Origin of the sequence: uncultured Gimesia sp. (assembly GCF_963972345.1) — a bacterium.
Taxonomy (GTDB): Bacteria; Planctomycetota; Planctomycetia; order Planctomycetales; family Planctomycetaceae; genus Gimesia.
The window spans coordinates 1-16,405 of record NZ_CAXAVM010000161.1 but is presented as its reverse complement, the minus strand read 5'-3'; the positions used below and the strand labels follow the sequence as shown (position 1 = coordinate 16,405).

The window sequence follows — 16,405 nt, the reverse complement described above, 5'->3', positions numbered from 1 at the left end:
TTCTGCGAGCCGGGAAAAGTGATGACTTCGACATCGGAAAGGGGAATGCGGCGCGCGGCGTCAGAGCGAACCGTTTTGGTTTCGAAGACGCGGGCCGGGAGACGTTTTTTCTGTTCCAGCAGATCCGAGGGCAGGTCTTTCATGGTGATGACTTCAGATTCGGCAAGAACGACGGCGCGTTCGATGACGTTTTCCAGCTGGCGGATGTTACCAGGCCAGGGAGCGCGTTCGATGGTTTCGATGGCGTCGGGATCGATGTGGGAAATGCGTTTCCCCAGGCGATGCGCGGTCCGTTTGAGGAAGTAGAAAGCGAGTTCGAAAATATCTTCGCGACGTTCACGCAGGGGAGGCAGTGTGATGCTGATGACGTTGAGGCGGTAGTACAAGTCTTCGCGGAACAGGCCTTCGGTAATCCGCTGTTCGAGGTTCTGGTGAGTCGCGGTAATGAGCCGCACGTCGACATGCAGGGTTTCGGAGCCGCCCACGCGTTCGAATGCCCGCTCCTGCAGGACCCGCAGGAGTTTGACCTGGGTATCGAGCGAGATATCCCCGATTTCATCGAGGAACAGTGTGCCCCCGTTGGCCAGTTCGAAACGACCGATGCGATCTTCGTGGGCACCGGTGAAAGCGCCTTTGACGTGGCCGAAGAGTTCGCTTTCGAGCAGACTGGGAGAAAGCGCGGCGCAGTTGACGCGCACCAGTGGTTTCTCGTGTCGGGAACTGTTTTCGTGGACGGCCTGGGCAAGCAGCTCTTTCCCGGTACCGCTTTCGCCACGGATGAGCACCGTCGATTCGGAGTTGGCGACTTTGCGGACGGTCTCCATTACCAGGCGAATGGCGGGGCTGTTTCCTTTAATCTGGCCCCGCTGGACATCAATGGCAGGAGTGGTGCGTTCGGCGATTTCCTGCGAGTTGGTGAGTTCGGACTGCAGGACGGAAACGAGACGACGTTGATCATCAATCTTTTCGACTTTGATTCGCATCTCTTCATTCAGGCGGCGGAGGTCCTGATGAATTTTGGTACTGTGCAGGGCGATGCTGGTAATCTGTCCCATAGCGTTCAGGAAGGTGAGGTCTTCAGCCGAGTAGGCGCTGCCTGTAGAGCGATGTCCGAGGGCAACAAAGCCGGCAAATTCCCCGTCAAGTTCGAGGTTGTAGATGAAGTCAAAGCCGAGCAGTCGCAGCAACTGTTGGGCGGGAGAGGCTTCTTTCAGGAGGCCTGTCGCGACGCGCTGAAACGCGAGTTCGCCTTCGAGGACTTCCAGCAGTTCGGCTTTACAGGGAACAGACGAAGGTGCATTTTCAATATGGAATCCGGTGAGCAGGTCGAACTGAGTGCGATCGGGATTAAGCAGATAGATGGCGGCGCTTTTCACCTGAAGCACTTCACGACAGGATGTGAGCATGCGATCGGCGATGGAACGCTGGTCACCCAGGCGACCGACGGCCCGGTTCATCCGCTTGAGGGCTTTATCGAGCTGGTACTTCTGACGGAAGAAGCGACGGTCGATGAGACGCTGGATGCGGTCGCGCGACCAGAGCAGCAGCGAAATGGCGAACAGCATCACCAGAAAGACAGAGACCGCCTGATTGGTACTGGGGGCCCTGTTCAACTGGGTACCCAGCAAAGAGCCGAGCGAAATGACGGTGGCATAGAGAATCGAGATGCCGGCACTGACGAAGTAAAAGAGCATGCCGCGACTGATGATCTGATCGATGAGCATCAAGCGGTAACGAATAATCCCGACGACGAACGCCGCCATGAAGGAGACGCTGGCAAGGAACATGGGAATCCCGGCCCCGCCGAGCGCGAACTGGGTACGATCGAATTCAGCGAGGTAGAGCGAGTAGCCAACCGGGATCGTCGAGATCAGCCCGGCCAGGGCGATCCATTTGAGCTGATTGCGTTCGTAAGGATTCTGACTTTTGAAAAAACCATAAAACAGGGCGGCGAGAGTCGCGAGATAGTACAAGCCGGCGACTGTGATATAGGCATAAACAGCCCAGCGCAGCACCGAGATGGCCTGGAAAACGAGTGGAGAATATTCAAGACCGGCGAGATCGCGGGGGTCTTCCCCTATGTGAGAGTTCACGCGGAGGTACGTCAGACAGGCCAGAATCAACAGGGTCGTGGCAACGGGGATCGAGTACACGGCTCGCAGGAGGCCCACTGGATATTGCACGAGCAGCGGAATTGCCCGCGGGTAGGAAATGAAGAAGTGCAGAGTGATCGCCGGGATGAGGACAGCTGCAATCACAAAGGGGGTATTGAGTATCAGAGAGCCAGCGATGATCCACCAGTTATAGCCACCGATAAAGGCGACGAGGGTGATGATGCCCATGATGAAGAAGATACGCGTGGTCCGGTCGAAGGAGCGCATCCAGTAGGCGAACGCACCAATGGCGAGGATGACCAGTTCCAGTGAGAACCAGAGGAGCGAGATTGCCACATCGCCGGAAGGGATAGACTGGATTTGAATCCAGGCGGATTTCATGGTGAATGTATCCGAACTGGATTCGCTCGTATCCCTGCTGTAATATTCGATCTTAATGAAACGACCACTGTTCTGGATTTCCACCATGGAGGGGACATCGTGTTCGGTGGGATCCGCTTTAGGTTGCAGTTGTCCGCCGGGAGGCAGATCCATGTTGCGTAGTTTGCTGAGGACTTGTGAGAAATCGAGAAACGTACGAATCGGGTATTCGCCGATCTTCGTGAGTACGTCTCCATTTTTGGGAGCAGAAAAAGCGCCTGCCGTTTTGATGTCGGGGGTGGCCTTGATTTCGATTCCGGAGTGGCTGAGTCCATTTGTCTGGGGTAACGCCTCAACGCTGTCCAGCATGGCACGAATGCGCAGATCGGGGCTGGTGGTGACAAAACCGAGCACAATCACGGAGTAGACAATGGAGAGGATTCCACAGGTGAAGAGAATCGCACGTTCTCTGATCGCTTCTTTTTTCATGATTCACGCCCCCCCGGGCCTCTTCTGCGTGGTTGGAAATCAATCAACATTGATGTGTCGAACGTTTTATTAGCGCCGAAAAGTGGCGCCGATGAGGTGTCGACTTCAACAATAGAACATTTCGGCGCCGAAAATTCAAGTGTCAGTGTCGAAATCGGCAGAGTGAAGACAGGTACAATTGTATAAAATCAGTCAGAAGTTAACGAAAACACCTTAAAATAGGCAATATAATCTGATTATTGAGCAAAAAGCAAAAATAATATTCGTCCAGAACAAAATATGCTGGAGTTGGCACGATCAATGCATGTAGTATCAGGCAGAGAGTTGAGAGGAATCAGTAAACGGAGTTTCTGACTCACTAACAGAGTCTCTGATTTTGCTCAGCTTTCTGAACCCAGCCTGGCCCTTAAGAAGGAATCTGGTCTGGACGGAACATTATCCAGAAGGTCCCCCTGATTTGCGAGTTCTGACCCAGCACGCTCATCAGTTTCTGTGAAGTGAAATAAACTACGCTTTATCCGTCCACAATTCGCCGCCTTCTTAAGGGCTTTCTTTATGCGCCCCGTGGTGTGCTCACACATCTCGGTTCTATTTTCTCTTCTCTCACTCTTCGCGGATTTACCAGCTACCTGATATGTCCATAATAGAGGTTGGTGTCGTATTTAAAATCGACTGCGCCATTCACCTGATGCTGGTGAAAAATCTCTTGGAGACGCTCGAGAATTTCCCTGTATCCGGTCTGTCCGATATTGGGAGCATAGGAAGAAGAGAGCAGCCGCCCGGTAAGAGACTCCAGATCGAAGGATTGCTGGCTGGGGAGTGTGGCGGTATGAAGTTGATGGGGATGAAAGAACCGGGCAAAATCTTCGCGGGAGAGATTCGTATGATTCACCTGTTTGTAATCGGTTGCGAACTCAAGGAGTAGTTGTTCGTAATCGATCAGAAAGGGTGTGGTGTCCGTCTGTCGTTCATTCCAGATCAGAACAACCCAGCCGTTGGGGTGGATGATCCTTTGGAATTCCTGCCTGGCGAGTTCTTGGCTAAACCAGTGAAATGCCTGACCGGCGATGATGAAATCAAAAGAGTCGGCAGGGAGATGCGTCTTTTCCGCGGTCGCGTCGATGCTGTGAAAATGGGTGTATTCCTGCAGGAGTTTTTCGGCAGCGTGTCGCATTTCCTGATTGGGTTCAACGCCATACACGGTATTGTGATGATCGAGGAACAGTCTGCTGGAGATTCCGGTTCCCGAACCAATGTCGGCGATCAGGGAGTCAGCCGTCAAACCGCAGTTGGTTTTCAGGTGTTCCAGAACTTCCAGCGGGTATCCGGGGCGATATTTAATATAGTTGTCGACGCGATCTGAGAAACGGGATGTCGAGTTTTTCATCGCAGGGGATCCTGGTGGGGGTGATCGTTCGCGGTCAGTTCAGAGAGAGAGGCTGCTCCCGTCAGACATTATATATAGTGAGATATCTCCATCAGAGACTGGTTGCCCTGACTTTTTTGATTTCGAGTGGCTCTTTATCAAAAGCCCAGTAGTTCTTTCCGGCAAAGTCTTTGTGCAGGAGCCAGTTTCTTTCGGAAGCGGGACTGTTCTGTTTAATGAGGGCGAACAGATCGCTGAGGACGGCCCGGTTACTGCCATAATAGGAATGGCTCATGAAGCTGGTATCGACGGCTGAGACATCAATGGTTTCGATGCCTTCCAGGATCAGTGGTTCCCGGGAATCGCCGGCGCGACGTTCCTGGTTGACTGCTTTCGATGCGACGAGGGCTACATCTCCAGACCCGGAGTAGAGAGTGACGCGGTGGGCCTGCGCGATAATAGACGGTGCCAGGGTTTTAAATTCAGAGACGCCTACATCCGGAGCTGCCAGAACGATATTCTGAAACGGTTTCGTTTTCTCAAAGTGTTGTGGCAGTCGGTTGAGGGCGCGCATGACAATTCGGTTACCCATGCTGTGAACCATGATGTTGATTTTCGTTCCTGGCGGAACGGAGTTCACGAGCGTTTCCAGAAAATGAGCCATCGGTTCGACACTGGAACTGGCGACCTGACCATCGAGCAGATATTTCTCAACCCCTCCCTGGGAAGGCCAGCTATAGCAGACCACTGCTCCATTGAAGGGGAGTTCGTTGGCGATCTGCGCAGCCCGGATCACGGCGCTGGGAAAATTCACATTGAAGCCATGAACGAAGACCAGTACATCTTTTTGCGGTGCACGCTCCAGCAGCAGATTCAGGTCTGCAAAGAAAGGTTCTTCTGCAGCTGGCGTTAAGGAACTGATTTCGACCTGGCCTTCCGGGTCGGGTGAACCCTGCCAGATTGTCTGGATGACTTTTGATTTCAGGTCGCTGTGATTTTTGTGGGAGATACGCACCTGGCTGGACCCATAGGCTACTTCCGAGCCAAACTCATTCGCATAGCCGGTATCACCTGAGGGGCTCTTCTGCTGCAGGCGGTTGGTGGCGTAGAGGATTTTCCAGTCGTCACCTTCCTCGGAATGATTTGCCGCGACAGGGTCTTTGAGAGAATCGGCGTATGATTCTACCAGCTGCTGAGACAATGCGCCGGTTACTTTTCCGGTGTAGATCAGATCCATTTTGGATCTCATTGTCTGGCAGGAGAAACAGATACAGGCGCAGAGTGAGAGTAGTACCCAATGGCGAATGGGGGTGGCATTCATTTCGGAGGTCTCCGAAGGGTCGAGTTCTGATGGGATGGGAAGTGTGAGAGTCAGGTGCGACTTGAAACACCAGCTGAGACGTTATTGGAGAGGATGATTTGAGAGAGGCGGGAATAATACAGGATTTTTAAAAGTGGTAGAACCCCAATTGGAACCGGTGGGCGCATGGATATGGAGCTGCCTGGGTTTTCTCAAGCAGAGTTCTGTTGATTTGCCAGGGCGTGGGCGAGATTCACGGCATTAAACAGGGCATGTGTCAGGACAATAGAGAAGTAGCTGCGCCGATAATAGAAGAGGGTGCCCAGTATCAGCGCCAGTGGGAAGAGGGGAATACAATCGGGAAATCCATGGACGATGCTGAAAACCAGTGAGCTGACCAGAATGGCAGCGTACGGAGGCAGAAGACGCTCCAGCCAGCCCTGGAAGAGGACGCGATAAATCAGCTCCTCAAAGAGTGGTGCAACGAAGACGGCGGAGATAAAGATCCAGCTGATCGTGGAAAAGTGTGGTTCCGCTTTCAACAGCAGAAAAAAGGGATGCAGGCTCTCTTCTGATCGGAACGGATATGTCAGCAAGAGCAGAGCCGTCACGGGCAGCAGAGCCAGCAGGAATCCGACGGCGCCATCGCGGAGTTGCTGACGAATCTCATTCAGGCGAAAGCCCAGTTTCTGTATCGCATCGAAGTGTGCGAGTGCCAGCATGAGGATCAGGATCGTCCCGAAGCAGAAGGTGATCAGTGAGGACTGCATGATCTGCTCGACGGTGACTGGTTGTGAAGGGGCCAGTGTCTGATGCCATTCGCCCCATTCCCGCTCCAGAGAACTGGCAAACTGGATGGCGATCCAGAGCATCGCCAGGAGCACGGGAAACGAGAATTCCAACTGGTATCGATGGGGATTGAGCGGGAACACGGACGTCAGCTGCCTGGTTGTCAGCAGTTGCAGCCAGTAGCGAATGCTCAGTAGAGTCAGCAGTAACAGTAATAGCTGCAGCGCCGAAGGGATCACCCAAGGGGCTCCTGTTGAAGGGAGTATTGAAAAACAGCTGGAATGTGCCATCGTCGTCATCTGAAACCGGAATTACAAGCGAATTGCTGCAGGATTTGCTGACTCTGTGGTACTTCGTGTCGCTGGAAGTTATGCTACGTGGAAGCAGTTTTCCCTTTTTATTCCAGATTCAGGTGTGTGCGAGAAGTCGTGAGTAATATTCTTGAAGAAATTGTGGCCAGCAAACTGATAGAAGTCAGTGAGGCGAAATCGAGAGTTCCCGTCGAACAGCTGGCAGAGGGTTTAACGGATGCTGCTCCTGTGCGGGACTTTGTGGCATCAATGCAGTCGCATGGCCCGCTGGCGATGATCGCAGAAGTGAAAAAAGCATCTCCTTCTGCGGGTGTGATCCGGGAAGATTTCCATCCGGTGGAAATTGCCAGGATCTATGAATCTGCAGGAGCCGCCTGCCTGAGTGTGCTGACGGACGAACAGTATTTTCAGGGGCACCTCGATTTTCTGAAAGCCGTACGCCAGAATGTGGAAATTCCGGTTCTGCGAAAAGATTTCATAATCGATCGTTACCAGATTTTAGAAGCGAGAGTCGCAGGCGCAGACTGTGTCCTGCTGATCGCTGAATGCCTGGATGACGGGCAGCTGGAAGATCTCTATGGTTATGTACTGGAGCTGGGAATGTCGGCTCTGGTAGAAATCTATGAGCCGGACAATCTGGACCGCGTACTGAAGCTGTCTCCTCCCCTGCTGGGAATTAATAATCGAAACCTGAAGACGTTTGTCACCAGTCTGGAGCATTCCATTCAACTGGGAGCACGGGTGCCCGCGGATTGCCTGCTGATCAGTGAGAGTGGTATCCGGAATCGGAGCGATGTATTGAAACTGCAGGAATCGGGGGTCCGTGGGATCCTGGTGGGTGAGACCCTGATGCGTTCGTCGGATATTGGAGAAAAAGCACGGGAACTGCTGGGGCGTTCGTCTCAGCCAACCCGGTAATTTTAATTAATCTATCAACCTGTCAACAGAGCAGAGAAGGATCAGCGATGTCAGATACGGAGCAGCAAGTGGAACATGTTATGGTTGTGCCAACACTTCTATTTCACGAAGTGGGCTACTTTCAAGGGTTTAACGATCAGGTATCACCCTATCTGAAAACGCTGTTTGATCCGAACTACATCAGTTTCCGTCCTCGCGATACGGTGGAGGAAGACCCCAGCTTCAAACAGCTGATCCCGTATTGTATTTTCCGCCATGAGGGAAAGATTTTCTACTATACTCGGGGCACAAAAGGGGGCGAGCAGCGATTGCACAGCAAACGTTCCATCGGAATTGGCGGACATATTTCCCTGGAGGATGATGCGAAGGAAGGTTCGACGTATCGCGAAGGGATGCAGCGCGAAATCCAGGAAGAAGTTGCGATGGATACGAACTATACAGAAACCTGTGTCGGGCTGATAAATGACGACGAAACCGAGGTAGGAAAGGTCCACTTGGGAATAGTTCACATATTTGACCTGGAGTTGCCCAAAGTTCTACCCCGTGAAGAGTCGATCATAGAGACAGGGTTTGACTCACCGGAAAAACTGTTACAAGAGTTAGATCAGTTCGAAACCTGGTCTCAGATCTGCCTGAAAGGGTTATTTGAACTATCTTAACTCAAGTCGGCAGAAACTGCCGGTGGAAACGGTGATTCAGACAAATCGACATACAGATTCATAAACGCGCTGGTTGCGGGACTGCACACCAGCCGGTCTGCTCAATCAGGGAATGAGGGCAGAAAAAAAATCGACAAATGTCAATACATGAGAAACGAAGTGACAAAGGAGTGTCTTCAAAATGAAAATCACATTTCGCGGATGGATCGTTGTAGGTTGTCTGTTAGCCGTATTATCAGCAATGGCTGTCCTGGGTACTGGTGCCAATGCACAACAACCCGCTACCACAAGTCCGGCAGTGACCCCCAATCCGGAACTGCCGGGTCAACTTTCAGAAGAGCAGTTGGGAAACCTGTTGAAAGCGATGGGTTTAACTGCAACTAAAACGAAAAAGCGGTACGACTTTCAGTTTAAAGCCAATCAGAGCAAAGAAGAGTGGGAACTTTCCATGTCTGCCGTTCTGAGTGAGAATGGCGAATGGGTGTGGGTAATGGCGTGGCTGGATCCCCTGCCCCGCAGTGCCGCCGATGTTCCCCGGACTGCAATGTTACGCCTGCTGTCTGACAATGATCAGATGGGCAATGGTAAGTTTTTCGCTTACATTTCCAGCAACCGCCGGTTTGTATTGCAGCGCGTCATCCCTAACCAGCGGATTACTACGAAAAAGTTTCATGAAATCCTGAGTGACCTGGGCAGCAGTGTGGTGCAGTACTATCCTCACTGGTCGACTGACAACTGGAAGCGTGCTACGACTCCAGAACCTCAAGGTACTGCGCAGCAGTCACCGGCACGTCCGACTCAGACTGCTTCAGGAGCATCCAACTTCACTCCTCGTACCCAGAACTGATCTGTAACCTGTTTTGCCGGGCAGCCTTTGATTCCTGAGCTCGAATCTATTTCCGATGATTCGAGACAGGGAAACAGACAAAGTACGGTCAAATGAAAGAGTGTTACTGAAGCCAAAGCAGAATCCATTTTGAAGATGGAAACAGTCCTTGTTGCCTGCACGGTGGCAAGGGCTGCTTCACGTTCGGGTTCGTGCTTTTCAGAATCTGGAAGCGGGTGTCTGCTTGCTGGAACGGAGTTCAACCTGCTAAACTCTCAATTCAGTGGAGCCCCTGAACAGTGAAAGATTCAGTCTATGCGCATGATTCGCTTTGAGCAATTCGGAGAACCGGCAGACGTTCTCAAGGTCTGTGAGGCTTCAGAACCAGTTGCCAAAGCGGGAGAGGTTCTGGTGCGCATGCTGGCCAGTCCTGTTAATCCCTCTGATCTGCTGAATATTCGAGGCGGTTATTCTTCGCGACCATCGCTGCCTGCGACTCCCGGTTTTGAAGGCGTGGGTATAGTTGAAGCCAGTGGTGGAGGATTACGAGGCGCTCTATTCAAAGGCAAACGTGTTGTTGTATTAAATCGACGGACGGGTAACTGGGCAGAAAAAGTAGTGGTTCCCAGTGAGTATGTAATACCGGTTTCGTCCCGCCTCACTCTGGAGGAAGCGGCAACGTTTTTCGTCAATCCCGCCACCGCTTATATCCTCGTCAAATCTCTGTTGGATGTGCCACGCGGAGAATGGCTGCTGCAGACCGCGGCTGCTTCTGCGGTCGGAAAAATGGTGGTGCGTCTGGGGAATCATTATGGCTTTCAGACGTTGAATATTGTCAGGCGGCATGATCAGGTAGAGCAGTTGAAAAAAGCCGGTGCTGACCATGTGGTGGTGTTTAATTCAGAACATGACAACGAGCGGATATTAGTCGATCAGATCAGAAAACATCTGGGTAGCGAAACGGTGAAATATGCCATCGATGCGGTAGGCGGAAAAACGGCTTCGAGCATAATCCGAATTCTGGGCGAACGTGCCCGGATGATAGTATATGGGTCTCTGGATCGGAGTCCGCTCGATTTTATGTCTCGTGATCTCATTCGGAGTGGCGCGATTCTCGAAGGATTCTGGCTGGCCCGTCATATGGAGTCTCTGTCGCTTCCCTCCAAGCTGAGGCTGGTTTCAAAGTTAACCGGCTTCATTCGCAGTGGTATCCTGTCGACTGAGGTGGGCAAAGTATTTCCGCTGGAAGAGGTCGTAGCAGCGGTGATCGAAGCGGAACGAACTGGAAAATCCGGAAAGGTACTGATTCAGCTTTCCTGAACCGGGCCACGATTTTGAAGTGAGTTCTGTTTAATCCGAATCATGATTCCTGAAACGAAATATCGCATGGCGAACGATCTTTATTTCCTGGTCTTCTGTTTTGAGCTCGTCCTCTACCTGAATTTCATGTTATTGACCAGGGGACTGCGTGGAATGCAGAAACAGGTGGTATGCCTGCAACAGCTCAAAGCGACTCTGCCTTTAACGGTAATTTTGTTGACAGGTGTGGTGTTGTTGTCGACTGCCGCTGACTCAACAGATCTGAATGTTATTCAAAAAAATCTGCAATCGTCAGGGCAGGAACTGGCATCGTTACCAAATGATCGCTCTGCAATGCTGGGATTGATACTGATTGTCTCCGGTGCTCTTTTTCGAGCCGGCCTGCTGCCAGTTCATTTTCCGAACAGACTGCCGTTGAAGGAAGTAACTCATTTGCAGGCTGTCATGGCTATTCTGATTCCCGTTGCCGTGGGTCTTTTAATTATGGTTCTGGTGGTCAGCCAAGTGATCGAAGTCAATCTGTCGTCGGTAGAACAGTTGTTATTTTTTCTCTCGCTGATCGTTCTGACAGTCGCGGCGGGTCTCCTGCTGGTTGAGAAGGAATGGAAGGGGATTCTGTACTTGATCGTCATTCAAAGTGCAGGCGTTTTTCTGGCGTTGTTATCTGCTGTCTGCTGGAAGTGGAGACATGAATCCTTAGCGGCAGAAACAGTATCCATTCAACAGGCAATGCGGGTCTATACACCCGCGCTGTTATTTATCTGGGTGGCGGTGATCGGCTTAGCCTGTTTTCTGGATAGTCTCGGACAACGTCGGTCTGCGATCCTCTATCCGGAACAACTCCGGGGATTGATCTTTGATCAGAGGCTGTCAGGAAGTGCTGCTGTCATATTACTCGCATTGCTGATGGGAATACCCGGTTCAGCGGCTTTTCTTCTGAACTGGCAGGTTGTTGTTTACCTGTTCGAAATTCATCAAGAGGCTTCAAAGGGGACCTTGGCCATTGTGCATGCAGGCTACCTGGGGCTCAGCATTGTACTGATCGTCTCTACGACGCTGGTTGCTTTCACCTGCGCCAAGTTGATTCTGCTGATCTGTTTTGCAAAGCCACTGGCACGCTATCGTCAGAGACCTCACCGGGGACTGGCGCTGATCTGCTATGGGTGTGTGCTGGGAGCTTTGCTATTCAGTCTGCAGTACCTTCTGAAATTTTGAAGCTCAAAGAATCAGATCAGGAAACTTAAGAGGCTTTTTTATCATCCTGCAAGATTTTGCGGATGAAGACATTGCCACAGGACGGGCATTCGATAGAGCATCCCAGACGACGGGATTGAAAATCCAGTGAGGTTTTTCGACCTGCTTCATGGATTCCGAATTGAGGCTTGATTTGATGATCACAGGACGGGCAGAACACTTCGATCTCGTGATGCTGCATAGTGGCGATTTCCTCTTCAAGGGAACAATGGCAATGCCGCACTCTACGTCAGTTTAAATTTTGAGTCAAAGCGAATATGTGTACCTGAAGCGAAAGAGTATTTTTACGGGCAAACTCCTCCTGTTAATAAAGTTTTCTTTTACACAGCAGTACACCTGATGGAACCCCGTAAAAAATCGTACTCTGAAAAACAGCGGGGCGGCAGTTCCATGCAGGCAACCCCGTCCATCTCCATCTCTGTCCCTGAACGGGCTAGACGAAACTGCCGCCACCTGTATTTCAATTAAACAAACTTGTATCGTTCCAGACAACTGAGATAAAGATTTTAGAACAGGGGTATGACAACTGTCTGGCATACCCTGTTGGATTAGTGGAAAATAATTAAAGAATCCGGAAGCGGCAGCAGGTCAAGTTCTTCCGAAATGATGGTCCTGATTCGCGACTCAGATCCGGGTCATAACGCCTCCTGACAACTCTGAAACTTGCCGGTCGCTGGAATGATTCATCACACCCGTGTAAGCTGAGTAACTGTTCAAAAAACGCCATTTTCTTATTCATTATATGACAGGTGTCTCGTGAGAGTAGTCACATTTGGTGAAGTTATGTTAAGGCTGGCCCCTCAGAACCATTTGAGAATCAGCCAGTCGATACCGGGGATACTTGAATCGACGTTTGGCGGAGGAGAACTTAACGTTGCTGTTTCCGTGGCGCTCCAGGGAGGGTCCTCTGCTTTTGTGACGGCTTCACCGGATAATGCCATCACGGATTCACTGATACAGGAAGTAAATAAAACAGGCGTGGACTCCAGTCTGATCCAGCGCAGTTCGCGAGGACGTTTTGGTATTTATTTTGTAGAGACAGGGGCAAATCAGCGCGGCGGAACAGTAACCTATGACCGCGAATTCAGTTCCATTGCTCTGGCGACTCCGGATGAATTTGACTGGGACAAGATATTTGAAGGTGCCACCTGGTTTCATATTACAGGGATTACTCCCGCGATCAGTGAATCTGGGGCAGCGCTTGCGTTCAAAGCGGTTCAGGAAGCTCAGGAGAGAAACGTCACCGTTTCCTGCGATTTGAATTTTCGTAAAAAGCTGTGGAACTGGAATAGCGAAATCAAGCCGGTGGAACTGGCAAAGGAAACAATGCGATCTCTGGTGCCTTATGTGGATCTGGTGATTGCCAATGAAGAAGATGCTGATCTTTCATTGGGTATCCGTGCTCCGGAATCGGATGTGGATGCAGGTGAGTTGAATGTCCGTGGTTACGTTGCCGTGGCGGAGCAGATTACACAGCAGTTCCCCAATGTCAAACAGGTAGCGATTACATTACGGGAAAGTCATTCTGCCAGTCACAATAACTGGGGCGCCATGCTGTATACTAAAAGTCAACAGCAGGCGGTGTTTGCACCTTGTGATAGTGACGGCAACTATTCCAGTTATCGGATTCACAATATTGTCGATCGGGTTGGTGCGGGCGATTCGTTCGCCGGTGCCCTGATCTTTGCTTTGAATACACCGGAGCTGTCTGCTCCCGAGACAGCGATCCGTTACGCTGTTGCCGCCAGTTGCCTGAAACACAGCATCCAGGGGGACTTCAATTATTCCAGCCGTAAAGAAATCGAAGCTTTAATGAATGGTGCAGGATCGGGACGTGTGCAGCGTTAATGGTTTTCCTGTTTGCGAATAATCCCGATCGAACATGTATAAGTGGCTCATATCCAGGAAAGGGTTGAGGAAGCATGCAACGAGGATCAGGACGCCGTACCCGGCTGGAGACCCGTTTAAATGCCCTCAGCACACCGGTATTTGCGCTGGATGCTTCACGGGCGATCCTGTTTTTTAATCAGGGGTGCGAGCAACTGCTGGAATGGCCTGCTGAAGAACTTCTGGGCCAGACTTGCGATTTTGCAATCGATACTGACACGGATGAATCTGAATCGGTGTGCAATTTACTCTGCCCTCCGGCGGAAGTTTTTCAGGGGACCCGCCTGGAAGTACCCCGCTTCCTCCTTTCGCGTAGTGGAAAAACAATTCCCTGCCTCCTGCGGTACAGCCCTCTGACAGATGAGCAACGAAAGATCAAACTGGTTCTCGGATTTATCGAACGAATTCAGAATCCTCGGGCACTTCCTTCGGCTTCTGCTTCACAGCAACTGCATGCGGAGCTGGCTGCTCTACGGTTGTCACTCCGAAATCGATTTCGCTTTTCGACAATCATAGCACGCAGCCCCGGCATGCAACGTGTACTGCGACAGCTGGAACTGGCAATTCGAACGTCCCAGCCTGTTCATTTCCAGGGAGAAACGGGAACGGGAAAAGAGCATCTGGCGCGTGCGATTCATTTTGAAAGTGAGCAGCGAAGAAAAATATTTATTCCACTCAATTGTGAAAAGCTGCCCCCCCGGGAACTTAAGCAGACGGTGAAAAAAATCTTTGAACGGGATTTCGATGAATCGCTGCCCCTGGAACCGGGTGTATTGTTTCTGAATGAAATACAGTGTCTGCCTCGTGACATTCAGGAAATGATTCTGGAAAATCTGCAGACGAAAGGGGCGAACGTGCCTGTCAGACTAATGACAGCCAGCTCGATACCGCTTCAGGATCTGCTACAGCGGGAAACGATACTCACGGAATTTTTCTACCTCATTACCACGATGGAAATTCCGGTGCCGGCTTTGCGGGAACGCAGGGAAGATCTGGAACTGTTAGCGCAGCATTTTCTGGAGAATGAAAATCGATATCAACAGAAGCAGGTAAGCGGATTTGCGCCAGGCGTACTCTCATTATTTCAGGATTACTTCTGGCCCGCTAATCTGGATGAGCTGACCCGGGTGATTCAGGCGGCGTTTGAGGCGACTACCGAGCCTGTCATCACTCGTGAATCTCTGCCCCTGGGATTCAAAACCGGAGTGGATGCCCGCTCGCTGGGTCCTGCAGTGCCAGCACCGCTGCGAACTCTGGAGGAATCACTCAATCTGGTTGAAAAAGAACAGATTCTGCTCGCATTAGAACTGGCCCGAAATAACCGGACGGAAGCAGCGCGAATGCTGGGCCTGACACGTGCCAGGTTATATCGTCGGATAGAGGCACTGAATATCAGCATTCATGAGGCCTGAAAGTTCCCCAGATATGTGAAACTGGGTGTTTTGCAAAATCTGGCGTTGGTTTTTCAGCAGAGATTTACCCTGAATCAGGAATTTAAGAATTGGGATTTGCGCAGATGGTTTCATGAGTACAATTCTGCATTCTCACTTGAGTTATCAGAGTTTATTTCCTGCAGGAGTGGTCGGTTGAAAATTAAGAGTCGCGCTTTACTGGGTATTCTGAATTCTCTGGTTGTTTTTGTGATCCGCATGATTTTCAAGACAACCCGCCTGGAATTTGTGGGTGACAGTCTTGATCGGTGTCCTTTTGCAGACACGGGCTCAGACCGTTATCTGTATAGTGTATGGCATGATTCTGTGATACCGCCGCTATTCTGTAATGTGGAGCATAACAGTGTGGCATTGATCAGCCAGCACCGGGATGCAGATACCATTGAAGCAATGCTGAAAGCAGCCCGCATGGGTGCGATTCGTGGTTCCACTTCCCGGGGTGGGGCCAGTGCCATGAAAAAATTAATGATTTCTGCCGAAGGCAGGCATGTAGTTATCACCCCAGATGGGCCACGGGGACCACATCACAAAATGAAACCAGGCATTGTGTTTCTAGCCTCCCATTCGGGTCGAAGTATTATTCCGAACGCGTTCGCCGCATCCCGCTGCTGGAAATTTCAGGGTAGCTGGACCAGTATCTGGATTCCCAAGCCCTTTGCGACCGTTTATTACCTGGTCGGGAATCCAATCTCAGTTCCGGAAAATATTTCCCGGGAAGAGATGAGAGAGTACACGGATCTCGTCCAGGAAAAAATGGAAGAACTGGAACGGGAACTGGAGCAGCTTATATCTGGTCCTGTACAGGAACAGGCAACAGTGCCGTTACGCAAAGCTGCCTGAACATCAGGGGCAAAGTATTTTTTGCTTTTCTGATTGTTTCGAAGTGACAAAATTGCATTCGCTATACCGGGCGGTATAACATGACGCATTGCTCGGCATGATCAGATATCCTGCCACTGCGCCCGTACGAATTCGGTTTAAGCTCTATGTCTCTCAAAGTCACAAATATCCGTCTGCCGGTCGAATTCCCCGAACAAGAACTTGCAGACAAAATTGCACAACAACTGGGAATCGAAGCCGACGGGATTCAACAGTATCGAATTCTCCGAAAAAGTCTGGACGCACGTTCGCGGCATGATTTACGGTTCGTCTATTCTGCAGAAGTGACTTTACCTGATGAAGCGGGGGTGTTGAAAAATCTACGGGATGATTCCTCCATTCAGGAGTATTCGGAGGCACCGTTCCACGATCCGGAAAGTGGTACACAGCCGCTGGAAGAGCGTCCTGTGGTGGTCGGCTCCGGTCCCGCTGGTCTCCTGGCAGGATATTATCTGGCCCTCAAAGGCTATCGTCCTCTCATT

13 protein-coding genes and 1 pseudogene are annotated in these 16,405 nt (G+C 51.1%); 9 read left to right on the top strand and 5 right to left on the bottom strand.

Annotation, left to right across the window (positions count from 1 at the left end):
* From AACZ40_RS21680 to AACZ40_RS21665, 4 genes are all read right to left on the bottom strand, one after another.
* On the bottom strand, window positions 1-2,963 hold a 2,963-nt coding region (locus tag AACZ40_RS21680; protein ID WP_339675812.1), incomplete at its 3' end, for a sigma 54-interacting transcriptional regulator.
* Between the two features lie 625 nt (window positions 2,964-3,588).
* Window positions 3,589-4,350, bottom strand: a complete 762-nt coding sequence (locus AACZ40_RS21675) for a class I SAM-dependent methyltransferase (protein ID WP_291171420.1) — start codon at window positions 4,348-4,350, stop codon at window positions 3,589-3,591.
* 91 nt (window positions 4,351-4,441) lie between these two features.
* Window positions 4,442-5,566: an alpha/beta hydrolase gene (locus tag AACZ40_RS21670; protein WP_291171418.1), complete on the bottom strand. Its 1,125-nt coding sequence runs from the start codon at window positions 5,564-5,566 to the stop codon at window positions 4,442-4,444.
* 275 nt (window positions 5,567-5,841) lie between these two features.
* Window positions 5,842-6,657, bottom strand: coding sequence for a CPBP family intramembrane metalloprotease (locus tag AACZ40_RS21665; protein ID WP_291171416.1), 816 nt, complete (start codon window positions 6,655-6,657; stop codon window positions 5,842-5,844).
* Between the two features lie 189 nt (window positions 6,658-6,846).
* Between AACZ40_RS21665 and trpC the strand changes: the two genes are divergently transcribed.
* The 5 genes from trpC to AACZ40_RS21640 all read left to right on the top strand — a co-directional run bounded on the left by trpC (window position 6,847) and on the right by AACZ40_RS21640 (window position 11,667).
* On the top strand, window positions 6,847-7,647 hold the full coding sequence (gene trpC / locus AACZ40_RS21660; RefSeq protein WP_291171414.1) for an indole-3-glycerol phosphate synthase TrpC: 801 nt from the start codon (window positions 6,847-6,849) through the stop codon (window positions 7,645-7,647).
* 47 nt (window positions 7,648-7,694) lie between these two features.
* Window positions 7,695-8,306, top strand: coding sequence for a phosphoesterase (locus AACZ40_RS21655; protein WP_291171412.1), 612 nt, complete (start codon window positions 7,695-7,697; stop codon window positions 8,304-8,306).
* A 181-nt stretch (window positions 8,307-8,487) separates the two neighbouring features.
* The gene (locus AACZ40_RS21650) at window positions 8,488-9,153 is read left to right on the top strand and encodes a hypothetical protein (RefSeq protein ID WP_291171410.1); all 666 of its coding nucleotides are present in this window, start codon (window positions 8,488-8,490) and stop codon (window positions 9,151-9,153) included.
* Between the two features lie 294 nt (window positions 9,154-9,447).
* Entirely contained in the window at window positions 9,448-10,452 is a 1,005-nt protein-coding gene (locus tag AACZ40_RS21645; protein ID WP_291171408.1) for a zinc-dependent alcohol dehydrogenase family protein, read from the top strand.
* Between the two features lie 66 nt (window positions 10,453-10,518).
* Complete coding sequence (locus AACZ40_RS21640) at window positions 10,519-11,667, top strand: proton-conducting transporter membrane subunit (RefSeq protein ID WP_291171406.1); 1,149 nt, start codon at window positions 10,519-10,521, stop codon at window positions 11,665-11,667.
* A gap of 25 nt (window positions 11,668-11,692) precedes the next feature.
* On the opposite strand, the gene AACZ40_RS21635 is transcribed toward AACZ40_RS21640, so the two are convergent.
* Window positions 11,693-11,887, bottom strand: coding sequence for a hypothetical protein (locus tag AACZ40_RS21635; RefSeq protein ID WP_291171405.1), 195 nt, complete (start codon window positions 11,885-11,887; stop codon window positions 11,693-11,695).
* A gap of 575 nt (window positions 11,888-12,462) precedes the next feature.
* On the opposite strand from AACZ40_RS21635, the gene AACZ40_RS21630 reads away from it, so the two are divergent.
* The 4 genes and pseudogenes from AACZ40_RS21630 to AACZ40_RS21615 all read left to right on the top strand — a co-directional run.
* Window positions 12,463-13,554, top strand: coding sequence for a sugar kinase (locus tag AACZ40_RS21630; RefSeq protein WP_291171403.1), 1,092 nt, complete (start codon window positions 12,463-12,465; stop codon window positions 13,552-13,554).
* Window positions 13,555-13,628: 74 nt separating this feature from the next.
* On the top strand, window positions 13,629-15,005 hold the full coding sequence (locus AACZ40_RS21625; RefSeq protein WP_291171401.1) for a sigma 54-interacting transcriptional regulator: 1,377 nt from the start codon (window positions 13,629-13,631) through the stop codon (window positions 15,003-15,005).
* A gap of 174 nt (window positions 15,006-15,179) precedes the next feature.
* The gene (locus AACZ40_RS21620) at window positions 15,180-15,884 is read left to right on the top strand and encodes a lysophospholipid acyltransferase family protein (protein ID WP_291171399.1); all 705 of its coding nucleotides are present in this window, start codon (window positions 15,180-15,182) and stop codon (window positions 15,882-15,884) included.
* Between the two features lie 146 nt (window positions 15,885-16,030).
* Window positions 16,031-16,405, top strand: a pseudogene (locus AACZ40_RS21615) (FAD-dependent oxidoreductase); the annotation flags it as partial.